This window comes from Pseudomonas sp. AP19, assembly GCF_001728855.1.
Taxonomy (GTDB): domain Bacteria; phylum Pseudomonadota; class Gammaproteobacteria; order Pseudomonadales; family Pseudomonadaceae; genus Aquipseudomonas; species Aquipseudomonas fluorescens.
In genome coordinates this window covers 13,710-31,898 of sequence record NZ_LXJP01000070.1, presented here as the reverse complement: position 1 = coordinate 31,898, position 18,189 = coordinate 13,710, and the positions used below count along the sequence as shown (strand labels likewise).

Sequence of the window (18,189 nt, the reverse complement as noted above, 5' to 3'; positions counted from 1 at the left end):
CTAGGTGCCCAGAGCATACAAATCAATGACTTACGAGATTTCTTGTTACGTCCAGGTGCACCAAGGCCCGCGTAGATGGCGGGCACTTTCTCGCTTGTTACGTCCGATTTGCTCAGTCTGCAGAAGGGGATACGGTCGGTACGCTGTGGTCGTAGACGTCCATCATTTTCGGGTCGCGGTGACCGCTGGCCTCCTGCTTATCTGCCCGGGTGCCCACGGTGTCTGTGATCCCACGTCGTTTGAGGTCGTGAAGGGCGAACCGTTGTTCCGGCGTGATGATTTCATCGGCAAGAGCCAGGGTGATGAAGCGCTGCCAAGCTGTGTCTAAGCTGGACTTGCGAAGCGGGCCGCCATGGCTGGCAACGATAATATTTCGCCTTGAGGGCATGATAGGGATCGCTGTTTTCCTTTTGGCCCATACCTTCGCTCGATATGCCTTCGCCTTATCCCATGCCGAGCGCAACCTGGGCGTCCACCGGACAATGTTGTCCCGACTACCCTTGCGACGGTTGGTCAAAATGCCGGTTTCGAGTTCGTTTTCGTCCGTCAGCGTGACGACTTCGATTCCTCGCAGCCTGCAGAGATAAGCCAGCTCCATGACGTAACCGAGGTATTCGGGGCAGCCGCCTTTCTCGCCGCGTATAAGCAGTCCTCGAGCAATGGCCCGATCAATGAGCGTGTCCATGACCTGGTGGTTCGGCAAGCGGCGCTGCTTTCGTTCGACTGGGGCTTCGATGCCCAGAGCGGGGTTCACTTCCAAATAGCCACGGTTGCGTCCCCACTGCAGAACCCGGCGCAGGTATCGCAGGGCGTGGGCTGCTTTGGACGGGGTGCCATCGTCCGCGAGCCGATCGACAATTCGTTGTACCAGGGCAGAACTGAACTTCCGAACTGCCAGGTCACCCAGCGGCTTACCCAATCTGGTGGGCAGGTTCAGCAGGACATCACGCGAATAGCAGTAGTCGTCATGGGTTTTGGGGCTGAGTTTTTTGTATCGGTCGCTTTCGTGGAATTGCTTGCAGACATAGCTAAGGGTTCCACGGTCGACGTTGGATACCTCATCCATTATCTGGTGTAGCTCGGCTAGAGAAACGTCCGCCGGTGCAATGTTGCGCCGGCGCTGTTTACCCGTTTCGTCATAGTGCAGCGTGTACCAGACCTGACCCTTTCGTTGGTCAAAGTAAACGGCCGCTGGTAGAGCGGCCTGGTCAATGTGTGCGGGAATATGCGGGTTGTGCTTCCGCTTCCGTGCCTTTTTCATAGGATGTCGGCGTCGTATCGCTCTGTAGCGACAGGCTTCATGCCTGCTGCCTGGTTGATAAGGTCCAGCGTTGTCCAAGGCCCTGTTCGGCCACGGAACAGGCGAACGCCCTGGTCAATCAGCGACCGCTCCACATCAGACCGGCGTTGGTAGCCGGTGATGCGCTGCAGGTCGGTGAATACCAAGACGTTATCCGATCGGGAGTTCATTGCTAACCCTCTGTAAGCTGTAGCACCCCGGGAAGTTTAGCTCTGCGCCCGGGGGATGGTTGTTAGAAGTTTGGTTGCCAACTGCTGGGTCTATTCAATCGGCGCGTGTTGGACGCTCTCCAGATCAGTCAATGCGGACCTATAGCTGGTGTGCCCCATGCTTTGAGCGACGATCTCCAAGGCCTCTGCGTGGCGGATGCCACGGGCCTTTTTGATCCTGGTTGCTCGGCGCTTCAAACCTGTAAGGGTTTGGGGAGGCCCTGCCTCAAGTGACGATTTGTTACCTGGATCAGCGTGCATAACGTTTCCCTCGTGCTGTACGAGCAGCAAGCCTCTCCAGCATCAACATTGCCCACTCGTCTGATTTGCGCTGTTGACGCAGCTTGCTGCATCCCTGGTGCCGGCGCGTCGAACGAGCAAAACCGCAGATGTCGCATAGGCTTGGCAGATCAAGGCGTTTGCTGGCCATCGTCGGCCGCATCCGTGGTGTATTGCCGGTCATAGTGACGCTCCTATGAAAGTTGACTTGGCGAGCAGTTGGGAGACCAGAGCCGCTTCGTGTGCGGTAAGATCGCCTTGTAACTGAGCCATGGTGGTGACGCATTCAAGCCGGATACGTGCATCGGCCGTCTTCCGCACCTGGTAATCGAAAAGCGCAGTACCGACGATGCGGATGGCCATCAGGTGCCGTGCCGCCTGCATGCCATCGGCGGGCGCTGTGGTAGCCTTGTCGTCGCTGCTGCTTTGGTGCTGTGCTTGCATGGTGTTGCCCTCGGTGGTGGCTGGTGCCGGGGAGCTGTAACTCCTCGGCACCGCTCTAATTACCGGCGTTCGCCGGCAGTTGTTGGTTGCACTTGCCTGACTAGGTGAATCACCAGGTTCTCCAGCTCGATTACCTCGTCCATGGCTGACTGCCATTCCAATACCGCTTGGATTTGCTGCCTTGTGCACTGCAGAACCAGAAGCTCTTTTTCCGTGGCACCACGGACTTCCAGAATCTCGACCAGGCCCGCAGCGCTGTATGCCTCGGCGTACACCATTTGGTTGGCTCCCACAATCCACTCCTGCAGCACCATCAAGTGCTTGAGGTTTTTCGTGGCACCGTCCCGACCCTCGCCGGTGATAACTTGAATCTGCATCGCTGTTGCTCCTGGTGGTGATCAGTCGCTACGAAACATCCAGCAGCGCACGGTTTTGGCCTTATCGAAGGCGTCCTTGGCCCGCGCCGAGCAAACGGTGCGGTTGGTCTCTATGAACTTGGGGCACTTGCTGGTCTTGAGGTGGCGCTTGAGTTCGGTCAAATCCGGGACTTTCTGCCGTTTGTTCGCTGCCATTTCCGCGAATTCGTTCAGGTTGACGGCGATCAGCCCGTCAGTGCGGGAGTGGTTGAGGTCGCCATCGGGGCCGTTGAGGTAGTCGAACAGCTCCCAAAACTCCACAACGACGGAGTGGTCAGCGTTGATGGCCAGCTGGCGATCCTTGGCCATGTTTTGGATTTCGGCATGGGCTGCGTCCACCTGGTGCTTTTTCAGCGGGACCACATGTACAAGGGCGTCGACCAGGGCGTGCAATTGGGCGTGATTCTTTGCGATTCGCACCGTGCGGATTTCGGGCAGTGCGAGCAGCTGCTGTTCGTACTTCGGACCCTTTTCGCGGACGGTTTCCATGACCGCGCTTTCCATCATGGTGGACTTCACCAGGAAGCCGCTAACGCGGTCGACCGGCATGCGCTCCAGCTTTTCCACCAACAGTTTGGTCTGAGGTGTCTGGCCTTCTTTCGTCATCGCAATGTGTACGAGCCGCTGCAGGATGGGTTCTGACGCGTTGACAGCGTGGTTCTGGCCGATGACCACTGCCGCACGGAATGGTGGTTCGCGGGTGTCGTTGCCGTTGTTCTTCACACCGGTGGAGCGGACGCTACGCCCGTTGTAAGCAGTTTTCAGCTCGTCCCAGTCGTACTGTTTGGTCTGGCTGCCATCGGTCTTTTCCCGCTCGGATTCAATCAGTACCACTGGCAGGTTGGCGACCTGGGCAAAGTTACGGGCCCGCGCTACCGGTGTCCCTTTGGTTGGGTCGAAGCCCTCGTAATCACTCCGGCCGCACAGCTTCCAGAGGAATTCAATCAAGGTAGATTTGCCGGCACCTGGTTCGCCTATGATTTCCATGAACGGATAGCTTTTCTGGTGTTGCCGGATTTGCTCGGCAAACAGGGAGCCGAACCAGAAAGCAAGCGCAACCAGGCCCTTGGCGCCGAAACACTCCCATATGATTTCAAGCCATTCGGTTTCAAACTTCTGCAGGTCAGTGTTTAGGTTGAGGATCACCGATTGGCTCAAGGTCTTAATGCTGAGCCGGTCCATATCGAAAAAGTCTTCTTCGTTGAGCTTGAACACCTTCCCGTCACGCACTGCCACATCGCCGTAGACGTACGCACCGTGTTCACGGGTATAGCCGGTGAAGTCGATGGTTTGCACCGTTTTAAGCGCGTCGGTTTGTTCTTCGATAAACGCGTCGAGCTGTTGTGTGGTGCCGGTAAACATCCCGCCCGGGGCAATCCCTAGCAGCCTTTTTTTGAACTCTGCAGATGACGCGATCTGAGAACTCGTGAACGTGTTCTTGATCGGCGCCGCGTCATGGGCAAACGTGATTCGGAAGTAGTACCAGGACTCGTCGGTGAGCTTGTTTTCCTGGTAGTACAGAGCTTTGGGATTGCACGTAGCGATACGCTGCAGGGCGCCGGACTGCTGCATGGCCTTGGCTCGCATCTGCTTATTATTAAGTTGTTGGTCGTCGTGGTGTTCGCTGCCCTCAAGCTCCTGGATTGCCTTGTTGTACTTCTCCAGATCGAGTTTGAACCAATACAGGCGGTTGCCGAACTCCAAATGGAATTCGCTACGGCGCTTCCAATCGAACATCACCAGGGCTTTCTCCGTGGCATTGTCGGCAATCAGAAGCGCGCCGTGATGGCGGGCAATGGTGATGTCCTTATCGAACTGAGCATCGCGCTTTTCGCCTTCGTCCAGGAACTGCCAGCGCTGGTGCAGATCGTTCCAGTCGACTTTGCGGTTATCCCGCTGGGGGATCTGTGCCGCCTCGCAAGTAAAGCCCAGCTCGCGGGCCATACGAACCCACCGCTTTGTGTAGGCGTGTGCGCCAGGTTCGTTATCAAGTGCCCATACCAGCCTCGGCAGATTGCCCGGGCGAGCCGCGACAAGCGCCTGCAGGGAGTCGGCCGGGAAGGCGTTTGAAGACATTGCCGATACAGCGGCGATGTTGTGGTGGACCAGAGCGATGGCATCGAAAATGCCTTCCACAATCCAGATTTCTTTTGCCTCCAGCAAGTCAACGCAAGGTGGGCACCACCAGGTGCCGCGATAGCTTTCACCTGGTGCGAACCGGGCTTTCATCTTTCCGAATCGGGCTGGTTTGTCGATCAGGCGTTCCCAGTAGCCGCCTTTCTCCAGGGCGAACCGAACGGTGGCGCTGCCGGCGTTGTGCTGCCCTGAGTAGTGGGAGTCCTGGGTGAACCAGCCTGCAATCAACTCGATGTTGAAACCGCGACCAAACTCCAGATAAGCGCGAGCTGTAGCCGTAGGCGCGTTATCCGTCGCCGGCGCACGCTTGCTCCAATCCTCAAAAAGATCGTTGTAGATTTCTTTGACGTGCAGGGTGTGGCCGCACTTCTCCGATCGGCCGCAAATTACCAGCCAGGGTTTGTCATGACGCGAATACAGCTCACGCTTGTGGCACTTAGGGCACTCTCCACCGCGCATGTAATCGGTATCTTTGCGATGCCTAAGTCCGTAATCGGATTCCAGGCGCTGCAGCACGTCGTGACGCAGATCGTCTCTCATGATTTTTTCACTGTCTTGAGGCTTTGGGTCAGGGCGCCGGAAAGAGCGCCTATCAGATGTTTTCGAGCGGCCATCACTGGATCGTTGGTGAGGATCGATCCGTGGCGCAGGCCTTCTGGGATAAAGCGGTATTGGTCTGCGTACCAAAGGTCATTGAGGCTGAGACGGTACTGTTCACGCAGGTTGGCCAAGAGCGCTTGAGCTTGGTCCGGCGGCAGCTTTGCGTTGATGTTTAGAGCGTTTTCCATCGTCAAACCTCAATTTCGGGCGCAGCTCACCCAAACCCACTGGGTGTGGGGCAGGCGATTGGTTGGTTTGGGGTTACGAGTTTGTGGAGCGCAAACGCACGTTGTCCGGGGTGTTCAGGACACGCTCATAAATCAGGCTGACTGGAACAGACCAGCAATGACCCTTTACTGGATCCTTGATCACCACGACGGTGTCGGTGCTGTAGTCCAGGAGCAGGCGTTGGCGGAAAGCGATTTCAGTTAGCTCAATGTGGGCAAGGGATACCAGTTTGGTTGCAACCGATTCAGTAACGTCGAAACTGCCGACCAGGTGATCGATTGTGCGATTGAGCAGTGCGGACAGGTCGGCAAGATGTTCGGCTTGGTGCCGCTCAAGGAACGCCAGTGCGGCACTTTGCATGCATTCCTGATAATCCAAGGTGTTGTTCAGAGCGGTCATTGGGCTTTCCCCGATTTGGCGCGGTACAGGTCGATAGCTGCATAGACTTCGGCTGTTCGTGCCGCCATGTGCAGGTTATGGGCGTTCTTGATCAATTCGGCCTCAGCGTCGGTGATAACGCCGTCTTCAAGTGCCTGGGCAATGGCTTGATCGACCGAGCCCTGTTTGGCGGCGCTCTGTATGGCACGTGCATACATTTCCACGTTGTCCAGGTTGTCGGGGAGTGCCACGGGCACAAACATCCCGCCGTAAAGCACGGCAATGTAATTGGCTAGGTGTTTGGTTCCGGTCACTTGTTCCAGTTGGAAAATCTGCGAATCCGTCAACGGGCGGCAGTTGTTATTTTCGTAGGCGTGGTTGTCAAATTTCTTTAATGGCAGACCGATTCGGACGGCGGCACACTCGCGCCCCCCGTCGTAGGCGCAGATGATTGCACTGACCACTTCACGGCGCGTTTTTAGAACTAAGCTGTCCATGTTCTGCTGTTCCCTAAAATCCCTAGCCATTACTGTGCAATTTCGCCGTCTTTAATGCCGAGTAGCACCGCAGCGCGATGGGCCTCCCCGCGGCGACCTTTTCGACGACCGTTTAAAAGATCGCTGACCAAATTCTTGTTCAAGTCATGCATACGGCAGAATTCGGCAATGCTCATACCCTTCCTATCAAGCGTGGCGCGGGCTTGCTCGGTTGTAACTGGCGCGGGCATAGTGTGTTCACTCCTGTTTAAACGGGTTGTTTTGTGTTCATAGGTGGCGATTATGCACGTAAATTTGGTCTTGTACAGGGTCTTAGCTTGAAAAATTGTGCATCTAATTCAGGGAGTGAAGGGTCTGTGGGCAATCGGATACGCGAGGAGCGCGTACGGTTGAACCTGAGTCAGGAGGACTTAGCGCAGGCGGGAGGTGTAAATCGAAACACTCAAGGTACCTACGAGCGTGGGGGCCGAAACCCGGACACCTCATACCTTGAAGGCGTGGCAGCTCTTGGGGTCGACACCGTTTATGTGCTTTCTGGGCAGCGACTGCTAGGCACAGGTTTAAGCGATTTTGAAGCCAAACTGGTCGAGCAGTTCCGAAGGATTCCTGACGACGACCAGCGAACGATTGTTCGGATTTTAAGAGCCATGGTTGATGACGCTGAGCGGCACCCAAAATAGGTTGCAGTGAACTTATTCTCAGCATTTCCCACCTTATTCTTCCAAAGTCCGACACGACGGATACCTTTGATTCAGCAATGCATTTATGGAGAAGCACGCATGTTGGATCACGTTAAAATTGACTGCCTTAACTCGACCAAAGATGATCTGAACTTGGGCAACTTGAATGACCTTGAGCGTCGTTTGATCTGGCTCTTTCGTTCGATGAACGACGGCGATAAGCAGCAAGTCCGCCGAGTCACGGAAGTTATCGTGAAGAGTTACGGGGTCGAGGACCGACAGTAACGACGTAAGCTAAAGCCTAGGTCTGTCCGCCGGCCTGTAGCGTCGGCGGTCTATTTCAAGCCGAAGGCCTTGGCACCAACCTCTCAAACAACTCGCGTTGCTGAGCGATCGGCATTTCCTGAAAGCGGTCAATCAACATTCGCTCGAATGTCTGAGCGGACGGGCTTATGGTGTGCGAAAAAGTGAGATTTGCTACCCAGGTATGCCCGCACTGAGCATCCAAACATTGGCAGTAGAGCTTCGCGAAGTCTTCTGAAAGCGCCTCTCTGGACGCAATCCTGCCCTTATGACCGCATTTACATATAACTCGCATGAATCCCTCCCCAGGGTGTAGCTAAGCGCCATCATTTTGGCAGAACAAGCAGTGTTTATTACTGTTTGTTTGGGTTTAAGCGATTGAATCAGCGGGTGTTTCAGGAGTTCTCCAGCTGAATTGCCTGTCTTTTCTCAGGTGGTCATTTGCTTGGTTGAACAGCTGACAAATCGGCCTGATTTCGTTGCTGGTGTAAACCCGATCGATCTTTTCGATATCTCCAAACCCGCCGTTGTTTTCCGGGATGATCCCGGCCAAAGCAGGGTTCATCCGCCAGGCGGCAATCACGTCGTTGCGGGTGATGTTCTTGACCTTCTCCAGCTCGTCCTTGGCTTGGAAGTCCCCCACGGGAATGATCTGAATCGCGTTTTCCTTGCCATTGGGGATGTTGACGAACATTGAGCGGAAGTTGCCCACGCCCTTACTGGCGCTGATCTGGGCGCGCAGGTTCTCTTCGTCTTCCTCGGTCAGATCCGGGTCGTTGGTGTAGAAGATGTATCCCGCATGCGCGCCGTTGCTGTAGTACCGCCGGCGGAACAGGGTCGCGGCTTCGTTGAGCAATAGCGCCTGCAGGCCGCCCAGGTAGTCAGGCACGCCGTAGATGTTCTGTTCCACGTCGTAGTCCAAGACGTGTTCGATTTCGTTCTGGTCGAAGTCCATGTATTTGCTGTCTGGCAGCAACATCCTGAATCCGCCGTCGACCTTCACCCGCATGTTGATCGCCGGCAGGTGTTGCATCTCCAGCACTTCGCCAAAGGCGTTGGTATCGCGATAGAAATAGGCCTCGCCAAAAACCATGTAATCCAGGCTTGCTCGGCCCATGGTCTGCGTGCTGCACCCCTCGGACGGAATGAACTCACGCAGCAGCAGGTTGCGTTTGAACTTTGGAATGGCGCCGTGGTGTGCGTTGGCGCGTAGCAACTTGGCCAGGCCCGCCCGGGACACCGGCGGCTTGTAGATTTCTCCGTCGTCGCTGAGAAACACCCCCAGGTATTCGCCAATGTTGCCGGACAGTACCTGTTCGGGTTCCCCGAACGTGAACGCCCGCATTGGCTGTGGCTGTCGCGCCGGTTGGCTGGTTTGGGGCTTTTTGTGTCGTTGCTTGGGCATTGTTTCCGCTCGTGACGTAGCGGCTACGGCGCCGCTTGTTGGTGTTGAGGGGTTCATTGAATAGGGCGTGCATGATCGACCAGGCAATATCGGCGTGGCCGGTGGCGTCAGTGCGCGAAGCGCTGTACGTCACCTGGCCGCTGGTGGTGGTGCCGCGCTTGATGGTCAGGAACGCCTGGGCGATGTCGGTCCAGCCGGCTTCCCATTCGATGCGACTCCCCTGGATCGTGTCCTGGGCCTTGAGTACCAGAGTGTTTTTGGTTTCAAGGCTGTAATGGATCGCGGTCGCACGCGGATAGAAGTCGCGCACCAGGTCAAACACGCCGTAGCCGATACCGGTCGTATCGATGCCGATGTGCTGCACGTTGAAACGCTCGGTAAGTTTCTTGACCTGGTCGGCCTGGTACTTAAACGACTGCCCACGCCAACTGTGTTTTTCCAGAATGCGGAATTTCGCTCCGGGTTCTAGTGGCGGTGCGACCACCACACAGGTGGCATCGTCGCGGGTGCGGCTCGGATCGTAGCCCAGCCACACCGGGCTGTTGCCGAACGGCCGATCCAGATCCGGGTTGAAGTCTTCCCACAACGACAGGTCGGAGTAGCACCGCTCCAGGTCTTTGAGGCCGAACGCGCTCTGGCTGCTGTCGATGAACTTGCAGTAGAACAGCTGCTGGAATTTGTCTTCGTCGTACTCCAGCTGCAGTTGCTCGAGGTCGAACAGATCGCAGCCGCCGGCGATGGCGTCGTCCAGTGTGATGGTCTTGCGCCATTGACCGTCGGGGCACAATGCGCCCTGGGTGTATGACGCCTCGGTAGGCCAGGTGCCGCCGGCTTTCTTGCCGCGTTTGCTGTTGCGGAATTCCTCCCCGGACCAGAACGGGTACGCCTGGTGAGAGACCGCGCTGGGCGTCGAAAAGTAGGTTTTGCGCCACTTCTTGTGGGTGCCCATGGCACTGGCCACGGTGCTGAGTTTGTCGAAGTCACGTATCCAAAAATACTCATCTACGTAGACGTGGCCATGGTAGCCCTGGGCGGTGCTGCTGTTGGTCGACAGGAAACGCAGCTCGGCGCCGTTGCTGAGCGTGATTGGGTTGCCGGTCAGCTCGATGTCAAACCACTGCTTGGCAAACTGGATGATGTAACTGCGGAAAATTTCCGACTGCGAACGGCTGGCTGACAGGAATACCTGGTTGTCACCCGTCAGTACCGCGTCCATGAAGGCTTCGCCGGCGAAGTAGTACGTCAGGCCCACCTGGCGGCTTTTCAGGATGTTGCGGATTCGGCACGTCAGCGGATTTTGCTTCGCGGCAAACAGCTCCTGCTGATAGCGGTACATCTTGCTGATGAACTTATCCAGGAAGTCGACTTCGGTCAGCCCGCTAATGTCGTTCTTGGCTTTCTTCTCGCGTTTCTTCCCGCTGCTATCCCCACGCTCCGAGCGTTCGCCACGCGGCCGCTGGCGGCCTTCCTGTGGCTCGCCGGAAGTTTCCCCGATCGGTGCTGGCAACGGTTTGGCCGCTTGCTTTAACAGACGTTCGCGCACAGTGGTCAGCCGGTCCAGCTCGTTGAGTTCGTCCTTGGTCAGGATGCCCGCTTTGTCCAGGAGGAGGGTGATTCGCCGGCCCACGGCCGTCAGCGGTTCTTCATCCGACAGCATGTCTTCCCAACCGCCCTGGCGTATCCAGTAGTAGACGATGCGGATGTTGGGCAGGTTGAGCTGCGCCTGAATTTCCTTTGCCTTACAGCGGCGCAGAAACAGGCGTTTGGCGGCTTCTTTAACTTCGGTCGAGTAGTACATGGGCCGCAGTCTATGCGGCGAAAACGCTGGAAACGCGGGGTTAAATTCCGTGATTCACCTATATCGCGGATATAGGAGAAACGCGCATTTGAACCGTTTGTTTGAGGCTTGGCGGCTCCCTATCGTGGCGGCTCATTCAGTGATTGAGCGCAGTTAAACCCATGCCCCGTTCCCTTGTTTCGTTCTGGAAACGTGTCGCCACCAGCGGAGCCACCGTTGATGGGCGCGTGATCCTTCCCCAGGAGCTGCGCGACATCGCTGAAACCTACAAGCCGTCCTTTTACACGGCTGTGATCTGGTGCGATCACGAACGCTGGCCGGGCTCCCATGGCACCGTTTACGCGGTGCGCCTCGTGGAAGAAGCCGAAGACCTGGAACCGGGCGAAGTGGCGTTGGAAGCGCAATTGAAGCCAAACGACCGCTTGCTTTGCCTGAATGACCAGGGCCAGAAACTGTTCACCAGCATTGAGATCACCCCCGACTTCCGAGGCAAGGGCAAAGCCTATTTGACCGGCATGGGCGTGACCGACCAGCCCGCCAGCGTCGGCACGCAAGAGCTCTACTTTTCCCACAAAAACAACCGCGCCTCCTATTACGCCGCGTCGGTCGAACTCGGCCGCCTGCAGGACGACAGCCTACCCACCGCCGAAACCGGACTGATCAACGCCCTGACCGGCTTTTTCAAGCGTTTCGCCGCCGAAGTGCTGCCCGCCGAAACCACTCCACCCCAAACAGAGAGCAAACCCCCAATGGATGAAGCTACAGCAACGGCTTTGACAGCCCTGGTGGCGCAATTGCTGGTTGTCGCTGCCGGCCTTCAAGCCGTCATTGAGCCCGCGGCCGCAGATGCACCGGAACCCGATCAAGACCTGATCGACGACGTCAGCGTCGCCGTGGACGATATCGTTACCACCGCCGAAGAGGAGCGCGAGTTCCGCCGCAAGGGCGGGGCGTCGAACAAGGCTGTTCTTGCGAGCCTGGCCAAGCTGCAACAGCAATTCAGTTCGCTGCAGAACACGTCTACCGGTCGTCAGTTGCCGCGCAACGCCGGCCCGGTAGCCACTGTTAAAAAGCGGGTTCTCTGATATGGCCCAGCCATTAAGCGCCCGTGGCGCCAAACAATATGCCGAGCTGCAGGAAGCGATGGCCGAAGCGTACGGCGTCGAAAGTTCGGCGCGTATGTTCAGCGTGGACCCTTCGATCGCGCAGGAACTGAACGACGCGATCACCGCCAAGGCTGATTTCCTGGAGCGTATCAACGTCGTTCCGGTGAGTGAGATCAAGGGTGAAAAGGTCTTCATCGGTGTGAACGGCCCAGTCACTGGCCGCACCAACACCAAGACCACCGATCGAGAAGCCAAGGACGCTTCGGCGCTGGACAACACCCAATACGAACTGGCTGATACCCAGTCGGACGTGGGCCTTCCATACGCCAAGATCGATGCCTGGGCGAAGTTTCCCGACTTCAAAGAGCGTTATTCCGCCGCAGTGCAGAAGCGCATCGCGCAGGACCGAATCGTTATCGGTTTCCATGGCACCCATGCCGCTACGCAGACCGACCTGGAGAAATTTCCCAAGCTGCAGGACGTGAACAAGGGCTGGCTGCAGCAACTGCGCGAGCAGGCCCCGCAGCAGGTGCTGAAAGAGGGAGCCGCCGCCGGCAAGGTCACGCTGGGCGCCGGTGGTGACTACGCCAACCTTGATGCCCTGGTGCACGACACCAAGCAGATGGTGGACGAGATCCTGCGCGAAGACGGCGACCTGGTCGCGATCATCGGCACCGATTTGCTCGCTGCTGATAAAGCCAAGTTGTACACCAAACAGGGCGACACCCCGACCGAAAAAGAGCGTATCGAAAACGCCCAGGTCATTGCGACCTACGGCGGTCTGCCGGCGTTCAGCGTGCCGAACTTCCCGGTCAACGCGGTGCTGGTCACCAGTTGGGACAACCTGTCGATTTACTTTCAGGACACCAGCTGGCGTAAGCAGACGATCGAGAACCCTAAACGCTCCCGCGTCGAGGACTACAACAGCCGCAACGAAGGCTACGTGATCGAGCAGCTGGAAAAGATCGCGTTCACCGAAAACGTTGAGCTGGTGGTCGCGTGAGCCTGGCCCTGGCGCACAAGCGCCGCACCCTGGCCTTGGGCAGCACTGCAGTAGCGGCTCTCGCCGCTGCTGCAGGCATGGCCTATTCCCCGGCCGATGCGCTGAGCAGTCCGGCTAATGCGCGCAAGCATCTGCTGTTGCAGGAAGCGGCACTGGATCAGGACCTGGCGCGAATCAGCGCTATCAACGGACTGGCCGGACGCCAGGCGCTGAAGCGTGAAGAGCTTCTGCCCAAATATCAGGAATACGTCCAGCGCTACTGCGAATCGGGGCTGAACTTCCCCAACCGCGTTGCGGTGCAGGTGATGGTCTGGCTGTTCGACACCGCCCAGTTCGAAGACGCCCTGGAGCTGGCCGACTTCCTGATGGAACAGGGTCAGGAAATGCCGGAGCGCTTCAAGCGCCGGGACATCCAGACGTTTGTCGCTGACGCCGTGTGCGAGTGGGCCTACGCCGAATACAACGCCGGTCGCAGCCCAGAGCCCTACCTGTCGGACCTGCTGCCGCGTGTAGACGAGGAGTGGAACCTGACGGAACAGATCCCGAGTAAGTACCACAAGTTGATCGGCATGCGCGCCATGGAGGCCGAGCAGTGGGAAACCGCGCTCAAGCACCTGGAGCGCTCGACGGAGTTGTACGCCCAGGCCGGCAACAACACACGCATCAAGCAAATCCGCAGAACCTTGGAAAAACAAACGTCCGCTAACCCGGTCTCCGAGTAACCGACTACCCCCCCAGCGGGGACCTGTGGAAGTGAGCCGCCCATTTATGGACCGTCCCACTGAAAACAGGCTCCCCGCCCTATTTGAGCGTCCAGCGATGAGCTTTTCCGGGAAACCCACCACCTTTGTGGAACAGACAATCGAGAACGACGGCTTTTGGCCAGACCTCTCCCTGTCCGAATTCCAGAAGGAATACCGCCTGCCGGCGGAGTACCTGGTAGAGCTGCTGGGCGGTGACATGACCATGGCCATGATCGAGGTCAATGGTGACCTGGCCAAGTGCAAAGCCCGGTGGCAGGCCTTCGGCATCAACAACGTTGAAGCCGCAGACACGGTGCTGCTGCAGGAGCGTGCATTCAAGGTGAAGCTGTACAAGCGCGCCGTGTATTGCCGCACCAAGGCCAATTTGCTGCCGCAGTTCGCCACGGTCACCCGCAGGGAAAGCGCCGAGAACACCGGCAAGGAAGCCCCAGAGCGGGCGGAAACCTTTCTGGCTTTCAGCCAGCAAGCCGTCCGCGCCCTGCAGGGTCGTGGCCGTATCACGGCGTCGTTGCAGTGATCCAGCTGCAGGCGCTGACCGCCTACCTGATGGCCCGCAACTTGGTTGCCCCGGAGCAGTTCGACAGCTGGACCGAACAGGTCAGCCTGGAATTGATCTGGAAGCCCGACCGCGACGGGCTGCACATGAGTGACATGCGCTATCGCGCCGTGTTCTCCCTGGAGCGTTTCACCGGCCACCCGGCCAGGCTGATGGCCCTGGTGGGCAGTTGGCTGGAAGCACACGACCCCGATCGGTATCGCCACGACCTGCCGGCGCCACTGTTCGCCGTTGAGCCCCTGGACCAGGACAGCTTCGACGTGGAGCTGTCCCTGGAATTTATCGAGCCGCAATACCTGGCCGAGGATCCCGCCGGCGAAATCGAAGCGTTCAACAAGACTTGGGCGTTCGTACCGTTCGACCTGTGGATCGCTGAACTCGGTGAGGTGGGCAGCGATGGCCGCTAGTCCGCTCGACCTCGATATCCGGGGCTTGCTCAACGTCGATGCCCAGTTGGCGTTGCTTGATCTATCGCCCCAGTTGCGCCGGCGGCTGTTGAACAACGTGACCAAGCGCGTGCGCTCGATGAGCCGCAAGCGGGTACGTGAGCAAAAGAATCTGGATGGCAGCCCCTTTGCCGAGCGCAAGGGTTCTGCCAAGGGCAAAAAGAAGATGGAAGCCGGCCTGGCCAAGCTGCTGCAGGTCACCCGCGTCAGTTCCGAAGAAGCCGAGCTGGGTTGGAAAAACGCCTTGACCCGTTGGGTCGCCGCCCAGCAGCACAACGGCGTCAGCGAGCGGCGCACCGCTGCACAGATGCGCCGCTGGAACAAAGTCCCGCCTGGTATTACATGCACCGACAAACAGGCCAAGCGCCTGCGCCGGCTGGGCTTCCGTGTTCGCCAGAAGGGCAAAAAGGCACTGGCCAGGCCTTCGGTGGCATGGATTCAAGAGCATGTGAACTACGCCAAGGCCGGCTTGCTGATCCGCATCTTGAACGACGAAAAAACAGAGAAAACGGGCGCGCAAAGCTGGGACATCACCCTGCCAAAACGCCAGTTCCTCGGCGTGGAAACCAGCGGCGAAACCCGCGAGCTGGTTAACCAGGTCTTCGAACAAATCCTTAATTCACCCCGCTAACGAGGCACAGCATGGCACTTGGCAAAGTCAGCGTTAACAATCTCAATCTGGGCCAAGGCGCCGTGACTGAGATCGAACGCTATTTCCTGTTCATCGGGCCAGGCCCGAAAACCGCTCCCAAAAACATCGGCAAACTGGTGCCGCTCAATACCGAAAGCGACCTCGATGCCGCCTTGGGTATTGCTGCCAGCGACCTGAAAACCCAGATCACTGCCGCTCGCTCGAACGGCGGCGATCGCTGGGCCTGTCTGGCGGCGCCGATCGTGGCCGATACCGACTGGCGCGCCTCCTTGGAGACTTGCCAGCAGCAGGGCTTTTCGGTCGAGGCTGTCGTTATCACCCAGCCTGTGACCAAGGGCGACGACCTGGCGGCCATGCACGACGCGGCTGTGCTGGTTAATAACGTCTACGGCCGCCGCTTGTTCGTGATGGCCGCAACTGCCAGCCCGACCGTGCTGCAGTCCTGGTCGGAATATGTGGCCGAGCAAAAGACAATTACCGCCAACGTGGCCGCGCCGCGTGTGATGGTGGTGCCGCAGCTGCACGGCAATGACCTGGGCGTGTTGGCCGGTCGCTTGGCCAACGCTGCCGTGAGTATTGCCGACAGCCCAATGCGTGTGGCCACCGGTGCCGTAACCGGTCTGGGCAGTGTGCCGGTGGATAAAGAGGGCGTGCCGCTGCCGTCCGCAATCCGTGCCGAGTTGGACAAGTCCCGCTTTTCTGTTTCCCAGACCTACCCGGACTATCCGGGGGTGTATTGGGGCGACGGCAACATGCTGGACACCCCAGGCAGCGACTACCAGGTAGTCGAATATCTGCGCCTGGCAGACAAGGCGGCGCGCCAGGTACGGCCGCTGCTGATCCGTCGTGTGGCTGATCGTCGCTTGAACAACACTCCCAACAGCATGGCCGTGAACGTCAACGCGCTGATGGCGCCACTGCGCCAGATGGCCAAGTCGGTCAAGTTCGCCGGCCAGGTGTTCCCGGGCGAGATCGAGACGCCGAAGGACGGCGACATCGTGCTGACCTGGAAGAGCAAAACCGCCGTCGAGGCGTACATCAAGCTCAAGCCCCACAACTGCCCGAAAGACCTCACGGCGAACATCGCCCTGGATCTTTCCAACGACGATTCGGAGTAACCCCCCATGTCACGTATTGGCGGCAAGAACTTTGACGTGAACCTGGGCGATCTGCAGGTACACGTCGAAAGCTGCACCCTGGATATCACCGATAACAGCAAGACCGCGCAAACCCGGGGCGTGCCTGATGGCTACGTCGACGGCGATGTGGCGGCGGCTGGTGAAATCGAACTGGATTCGACCAACTTCAACCTGGTGGTCGAAGCGGCGCGCACTGCTGGCAGCTTCCGCAAGCTGGAGGCGTTTGACGTGGTGTTTTTCGCCAAGGCCGGCGACGACGAACTGCGCATTGAAGCCTTCGGCTGCAAGTTGAAGGTGTCCAGCCTGCTCAGCATCGATCCCAAGGGCGGCGAGAAGACCAAGCACAAGGTGCCGTTTGAGGTTACCAGCCCGGACTTTATCCGTATCAACGGCGTGCCATACCTGGATGCCACCGAGATCGAGGGCATTAGCTGATGGTATGCCCGTTCGATCGCGCCCAAGCCTTGGAACAACGTCAGCGGGACCAGGCTATCAACGCCCAGTTGGCCCAGGCCCGGCGTGAATCAACGGGCCCAAGCCTTACCTACTGCGTGGATTGCGATAACGAAATTCCCGAGGCGCGCCGCGCGCTGGGCGGCAAGACCCGTTGCGTCCCGTGCCAGTCTTTTTTCGAAAAAGGAGCGCAGCGATGAGCACGAATCAGGCGGCTCAGGACACCGCCATCGCGTTGGCGAAGGCGTCACCTGCGATCGGTGTAGCCGCCACTGGAGCGACAGGAGCCATCGACTGGTCGGCTGTTGCCTACATGCTGACTGCCGTTTACATGGTGCTGCAGATCCTGCTGTTGGTTCCCAAGTATCGCCAGATGCTGCGCGACTGGAAGGTAAAACCATGAGCCTGCGCGGCAAGATCGCCGCCGGCGCTATCACGCTCTGCAGCTCTGCGCTGGTCGTTTTCCTGGGCACCTGGGAAGGCAGCGCCCAGAACACCGTTTATGCGGACAAGCTGGCCCGTGGCCTGCCAACCGTGTGCAAGGGCATCACCCGCCATACAAGCCCCTACCCGGTGGTTGTAGGCGACTACTGGTCGGATGCGCGCTGCAGCGAGGTGGAGCAGTTGGTGATCAGTAAGGGCCAACTGCAGCTGGCCGACTGCATCACCAACCAGGACGTGGGCCAGAACACATTCGATGCTCTGAGTAGCCATGGCCACAACTTCGGCACTGCCAGCACATGCGCGAGCCGCGCAGTGGGCTTGATCAATGCCGGCCGTATCAAAGAGGGCTGCCAGGCGCTGGCCTGGGCGCCTGACGGCAAAACACCGGTCTGGGCCTTCATCACCACCGCCGATGGCAAGAAGGTATTTGTCCCGGGTTTGCATAACCGTCGCTTGGCCGAGGCCGAGCTTTGTAAGGCGGGCCTGTGATGCGCGAAGGCACTTTCATCCTGGTGCTGAGCCTGGTGGCCTGGTTCGGCTTTGACCTGCTGCAGGGCCAGCGCGACACCGCACGAATTGAGCGTGACGCGGCGCTGTTTGAAGTAAACGGCTTGCGAGAGGCAGCGCGGATCAGCGGCGAAATGCTGGCTGAGCGTGACGCCATCGACCTTCAACGTACTCAGGAACTGAACCATGAACGTGCTGAAAACGATGCTCTGCGTCTCGATGTTGCTACTGGCGGTAAGCGGTTGCGCCTCAATGCCACCTGCAGCACCCCAGTGCCCGCCAGTGCCGGCGCCGGCGGCGTGGCTCATGCAGCCACCGCCGAACTCACAACAGACGCTCGATCGGATTATTTCACCCTCAGAGATCAGCTTGCCCTCAGCCGGCAAATGATCCTGGGCCTGCAAGACCATGCCCTGCGGGTTTGCCCGCGCCAACCATAACTGACA

At 58.4% G+C, this 18,189-nt stretch carries 26 protein-coding genes; 13 read left to right on the top strand and 13 right to left on the bottom strand.

Annotated features, from left to right (window positions below):
* Positions 1–112 precede the first annotated feature (112 nt).
* The 10 genes from xerC to A7D21_RS30155 all read right to left on the bottom strand — a co-directional run bounded on the left by xerC (position 113) and on the right by A7D21_RS30155 (position 6,717).
* On the bottom strand, positions 113–1,261 hold the full coding sequence (gene xerC / locus A7D21_RS30200; RefSeq protein ID WP_069553441.1) for a tyrosine recombinase XerC: 1,149 nt from the start codon (positions 1,259–1,261) through the stop codon (positions 113–115).
* Entirely contained in the window at positions 1,258–1,470 is a 213-nt protein-coding gene (locus A7D21_RS30195) for a hypothetical protein (RefSeq protein ID WP_069553440.1), read from the bottom strand. The genes xerC and A7D21_RS30195 overlap by 4 nt, the downstream gene beginning before the upstream one ends.
* A gap of 289 nt (positions 1,471–1,759) precedes the next feature.
* Positions 1,760–1,972: a hypothetical protein gene (locus tag A7D21_RS34840; protein ID WP_083272267.1), complete on the bottom strand. Its 213-nt coding sequence runs from the start codon at positions 1,970–1,972 to the stop codon at positions 1,760–1,762.
* Complete coding sequence (locus tag A7D21_RS30185) at positions 1,969–2,232, bottom strand: hypothetical protein (protein WP_069553438.1); 264 nt, start codon at positions 2,230–2,232, stop codon at positions 1,969–1,971. The genes A7D21_RS34840 and A7D21_RS30185 overlap by 4 nt, the downstream gene beginning before the upstream one ends.
* 59 nt (positions 2,233–2,291) lie before the next feature.
* Complete coding sequence (locus A7D21_RS30180) at positions 2,292–2,609, bottom strand: hypothetical protein (RefSeq protein WP_069553437.1); 318 nt, start codon at positions 2,607–2,609, stop codon at positions 2,292–2,294.
* Positions 2,610–2,630: 21 nt separating this feature from the next.
* Positions 2,631–5,324 (bottom strand): toprim domain-containing protein, encoded by a 2,694-nt coding sequence (locus A7D21_RS30175; RefSeq protein WP_069553436.1) that lies wholly within the window; start codon positions 5,322–5,324, stop codon positions 2,631–2,633.
* Positions 5,321–5,572, bottom strand: coding sequence for a hypothetical protein (locus tag A7D21_RS30170; RefSeq protein ID WP_069553435.1), 252 nt, complete (start codon positions 5,570–5,572; stop codon positions 5,321–5,323). Before A7D21_RS30170 ends, A7D21_RS30175 begins: the two co-directional genes overlap by 4 nt.
* 73 nt (positions 5,573–5,645) lie before the next feature.
* Positions 5,646–6,011 (bottom strand): hypothetical protein, encoded by a 366-nt coding sequence (locus A7D21_RS30165; RefSeq protein WP_069553434.1) that lies wholly within the window; start codon positions 6,009–6,011, stop codon positions 5,646–5,648.
* Positions 6,008–6,487, bottom strand: a complete 480-nt coding sequence (locus A7D21_RS30160) for a YmfL family putative regulatory protein (RefSeq protein WP_305885086.1) — start codon at positions 6,485–6,487, stop codon at positions 6,008–6,010. The genes A7D21_RS30165 and A7D21_RS30160 overlap by 4 nt, the downstream gene beginning before the upstream one ends.
* A 29-nt stretch (positions 6,488–6,516) precedes the next feature.
* Positions 6,517–6,717 carry a DNA-binding protein gene (locus A7D21_RS30155; RefSeq protein WP_069553432.1) on the bottom strand — a complete coding sequence of 67 codons (201 nt, stop codon included), beginning with the start codon at positions 6,715–6,717 and terminating at the stop codon, positions 6,517–6,519.
* A 126-nt stretch (positions 6,718–6,843) separates the two neighbouring features.
* Between A7D21_RS30155 and A7D21_RS30150 the strand changes: the two genes are divergently transcribed.
* Entirely contained in the window at positions 6,844–7,167 is a 324-nt protein-coding gene (locus A7D21_RS30150; RefSeq protein WP_256556867.1) for a helix-turn-helix domain-containing protein, read from the top strand.
* Between the two features lie 340 nt (positions 7,168–7,507).
* Here the strand turns inward: A7D21_RS30150 and A7D21_RS34835 are convergent, their stop codons facing one another.
* The 3 genes from A7D21_RS34835 to A7D21_RS30135 form a co-directional block, all read right to left on the bottom strand.
* Positions 7,508–7,765: an ogr/Delta-like zinc finger family protein gene (locus A7D21_RS34835; protein ID WP_083272266.1), complete on the bottom strand. Its 258-nt coding sequence runs from the start codon at positions 7,763–7,765 to the stop codon at positions 7,508–7,510.
* Positions 7,766–7,840: 75 nt separating this feature from the next.
* A complete protein-coding gene (locus tag A7D21_RS30140; RefSeq protein WP_069553430.1) occupies positions 7,841–8,710 on the bottom strand; it encodes a phage portal protein in 870 nt (289 codons plus the stop codon).
* Positions 8,622–10,673 (bottom strand): terminase large subunit domain-containing protein, encoded by a 2,052-nt coding sequence (locus A7D21_RS30135; protein WP_069553429.1) that lies wholly within the window; start codon positions 10,671–10,673, stop codon positions 8,622–8,624. The genes A7D21_RS30140 and A7D21_RS30135 overlap by 89 nt, the downstream gene beginning before the upstream one ends.
* Before the next feature lie 161 nt (positions 10,674–10,834).
* Between A7D21_RS30135 and A7D21_RS30130 the strand changes: the two genes are divergently transcribed.
* The 12 genes from A7D21_RS30130 to A7D21_RS30075 all read left to right on the top strand — a co-directional run bounded on the left by A7D21_RS30130 (position 10,835) and on the right by A7D21_RS30075 (position 18,183).
* On the top strand, positions 10,835–11,758 hold the full coding sequence (locus A7D21_RS30130) for a GPO family capsid scaffolding protein (RefSeq protein ID WP_069553428.1): 924 nt from the start codon (positions 10,835–10,837) through the stop codon (positions 11,756–11,758).
* Between the two features lies 1 nt (position 11,759).
* Complete coding sequence (locus A7D21_RS30125) at positions 11,760–12,782, top strand: phage major capsid protein, P2 family (protein ID WP_069553427.1); 1,023 nt, start codon at positions 11,760–11,762, stop codon at positions 12,780–12,782.
* A complete protein-coding gene (gene gpM, locus A7D21_RS30120; RefSeq protein WP_069553426.1) occupies positions 12,779–13,504 on the top strand; it encodes a phage terminase small subunit in 726 nt (241 codons plus the stop codon). The genes A7D21_RS30125 and gpM overlap by 4 nt, the downstream gene beginning before the upstream one ends.
* Positions 13,505–13,601: 97 nt before the next feature.
* Positions 13,602–14,063, top strand: a complete 462-nt coding sequence (locus A7D21_RS30115) for a head completion/stabilization protein (RefSeq protein ID WP_069553425.1) — start codon at positions 13,602–13,604, stop codon at positions 14,061–14,063.
* The gene (locus A7D21_RS30110) at positions 14,060–14,509 is read left to right on the top strand and encodes a phage tail protein (protein ID WP_069553424.1); all 450 of its coding nucleotides are present in this window, start codon (positions 14,060–14,062) and stop codon (positions 14,507–14,509) included. The genes A7D21_RS30115 and A7D21_RS30110 overlap by 4 nt, the downstream gene beginning before the upstream one ends.
* Positions 14,499–15,179, top strand: coding sequence for a virion morphogenesis protein (locus tag A7D21_RS30105; RefSeq protein WP_069553423.1), 681 nt, complete (start codon positions 14,499–14,501; stop codon positions 15,177–15,179). The genes A7D21_RS30110 and A7D21_RS30105 overlap by 11 nt, the downstream gene beginning before the upstream one ends.
* 11 nt (positions 15,180–15,190) lie before the next feature.
* Positions 15,191–16,318, top strand: a complete 1,128-nt coding sequence (locus A7D21_RS30100) for a DUF2586 domain-containing protein (RefSeq protein ID WP_069553422.1) — start codon at positions 15,191–15,193, stop codon at positions 16,316–16,318.
* 6 nt (positions 16,319–16,324) lie between these two features.
* Entirely contained in the window at positions 16,325–16,774 is a 450-nt protein-coding gene (locus A7D21_RS30095; RefSeq protein ID WP_069553421.1) for a phage protein, read from the top strand.
* Positions 16,774–16,992: a TraR/DksA family transcriptional regulator gene (locus A7D21_RS30090; protein ID WP_069553420.1), complete on the top strand. Its 219-nt coding sequence runs from the start codon at positions 16,774–16,776 to the stop codon at positions 16,990–16,992. Before A7D21_RS30095 ends, A7D21_RS30090 begins: the two co-directional genes overlap by 1 nt.
* Positions 16,989–17,195, top strand: coding sequence for a hypothetical protein (locus A7D21_RS30085; protein ID WP_053253846.1), 207 nt, complete (start codon positions 16,989–16,991; stop codon positions 17,193–17,195). The genes A7D21_RS30090 and A7D21_RS30085 overlap by 4 nt, the downstream gene beginning before the upstream one ends.
* Positions 17,192–17,725, top strand: coding sequence for a lysozyme (locus A7D21_RS30080; RefSeq protein WP_069553419.1), 534 nt, complete (start codon positions 17,192–17,194; stop codon positions 17,723–17,725). The genes A7D21_RS30085 and A7D21_RS30080 overlap by 4 nt, the downstream gene beginning before the upstream one ends.
* Positions 17,725–18,183: a lysis system i-spanin subunit Rz gene (locus A7D21_RS30075; RefSeq protein ID WP_069553418.1), complete on the top strand. Its 459-nt coding sequence runs from the start codon at positions 17,725–17,727 to the stop codon at positions 18,181–18,183. Before A7D21_RS30080 ends, A7D21_RS30075 begins: the two co-directional genes overlap by 1 nt.
* Positions 18,184–18,189 lie beyond the last annotated feature (6 nt).

Coding starts and splice junctions, on each gene's coding strand:
- A7D21_RS30160 (WP_305885086.1), bottom strand. CDS start 6,487: ATGGACAGCTTAGTTCTAAAAACGCGCCGTGAAGTGGTCAGTGCAATC.
- A7D21_RS30195 (WP_069553440.1), bottom strand. CDS start 1,470: ATGAACTCCCGATCGGATAACGTCTTGGTATTCACCGACCTGCAGCGC.
- A7D21_RS30125 (WP_069553427.1), top strand. CDS start 11,760: ATGGCCCAGCCATTAAGCGCCCGTGGCGCCAAACAATATGCCGAGCTG.
- A7D21_RS34840 (WP_083272267.1), bottom strand. CDS start 1,972: ATGACCGGCAATACACCACGGATGCGGCCGACGATGGCCAGCAAACGC.
- A7D21_RS30090 (WP_069553420.1), top strand. CDS start 16,774: ATGGTATGCCCGTTCGATCGCGCCCAAGCCTTGGAACAACGTCAGCGG.
- A7D21_RS30180 (WP_069553437.1), bottom strand. CDS start 2,609: ATGCAGATTCAAGTTATCACCGGCGAGGGTCGGGACGGTGCCACGAAA.
- xerC (WP_069553441.1), bottom strand. CDS start 1,261: ATGAAAAAGGCACGGAAGCGGAAGCACAACCCGCATATTCCCGCACAC.
- A7D21_RS30105 (WP_069553423.1), top strand. CDS start 14,499: ATGGCCGCTAGTCCGCTCGACCTCGATATCCGGGGCTTGCTCAACGTC.
- A7D21_RS30155 (WP_069553432.1), bottom strand. CDS start 6,717: ATGCCCGCGCCAGTTACAACCGAGCAAGCCCGCGCCACGCTTGATAGG.
- A7D21_RS30185 (WP_069553438.1), bottom strand. CDS start 2,232: ATGCAAGCACAGCACCAAAGCAGCAGCGACGACAAGGCTACCACAGCG.
- A7D21_RS30100 (WP_069553422.1), top strand. CDS start 15,191: ATGGCACTTGGCAAAGTCAGCGTTAACAATCTCAATCTGGGCCAAGGC.
- A7D21_RS30170 (WP_069553435.1), bottom strand. CDS start 5,572: ATGGAAAACGCTCTAAACATCAACGCAAAGCTGCCGCCGGACCAAGCT.
- A7D21_RS30175 (WP_069553436.1), bottom strand. CDS start 5,324: ATGAGAGACGATCTGCGTCACGACGTGCTGCAGCGCCTGGAATCCGAT.
- A7D21_RS30075 (WP_069553418.1), top strand. CDS start 17,725: ATGCGCGAAGGCACTTTCATCCTGGTGCTGAGCCTGGTGGCCTGGTTC.
- A7D21_RS30085 (WP_053253846.1), top strand. CDS start 16,989: ATGAGCACGAATCAGGCGGCTCAGGACACCGCCATCGCGTTGGCGAAG.
- A7D21_RS34835 (WP_083272266.1), bottom strand. CDS start 7,765: ATGCGAGTTATATGTAAATGCGGTCATAAGGGCAGGATTGCGTCCAGA.
- A7D21_RS30080 (WP_069553419.1), top strand. CDS start 17,192: ATGAGCCTGCGCGGCAAGATCGCCGCCGGCGCTATCACGCTCTGCAGC.
- A7D21_RS30095 (WP_069553421.1), top strand. CDS start 16,325: ATGTCACGTATTGGCGGCAAGAACTTTGACGTGAACCTGGGCGATCTG.
- A7D21_RS30130 (WP_069553428.1), top strand. CDS start 10,835: ATGCCCCGTTCCCTTGTTTCGTTCTGGAAACGTGTCGCCACCAGCGGA.
- A7D21_RS30165 (WP_069553434.1), bottom strand. CDS start 6,011: ATGACCGCTCTGAACAACACCTTGGATTATCAGGAATGCATGCAAAGT.
- A7D21_RS30135 (WP_069553429.1), bottom strand. CDS start 10,673: ATGTACTACTCGACCGAAGTTAAAGAAGCCGCCAAACGCCTGTTTCTG.
- A7D21_RS30115 (WP_069553425.1), top strand. CDS start 13,602: ATGAGCTTTTCCGGGAAACCCACCACCTTTGTGGAACAGACAATCGAG.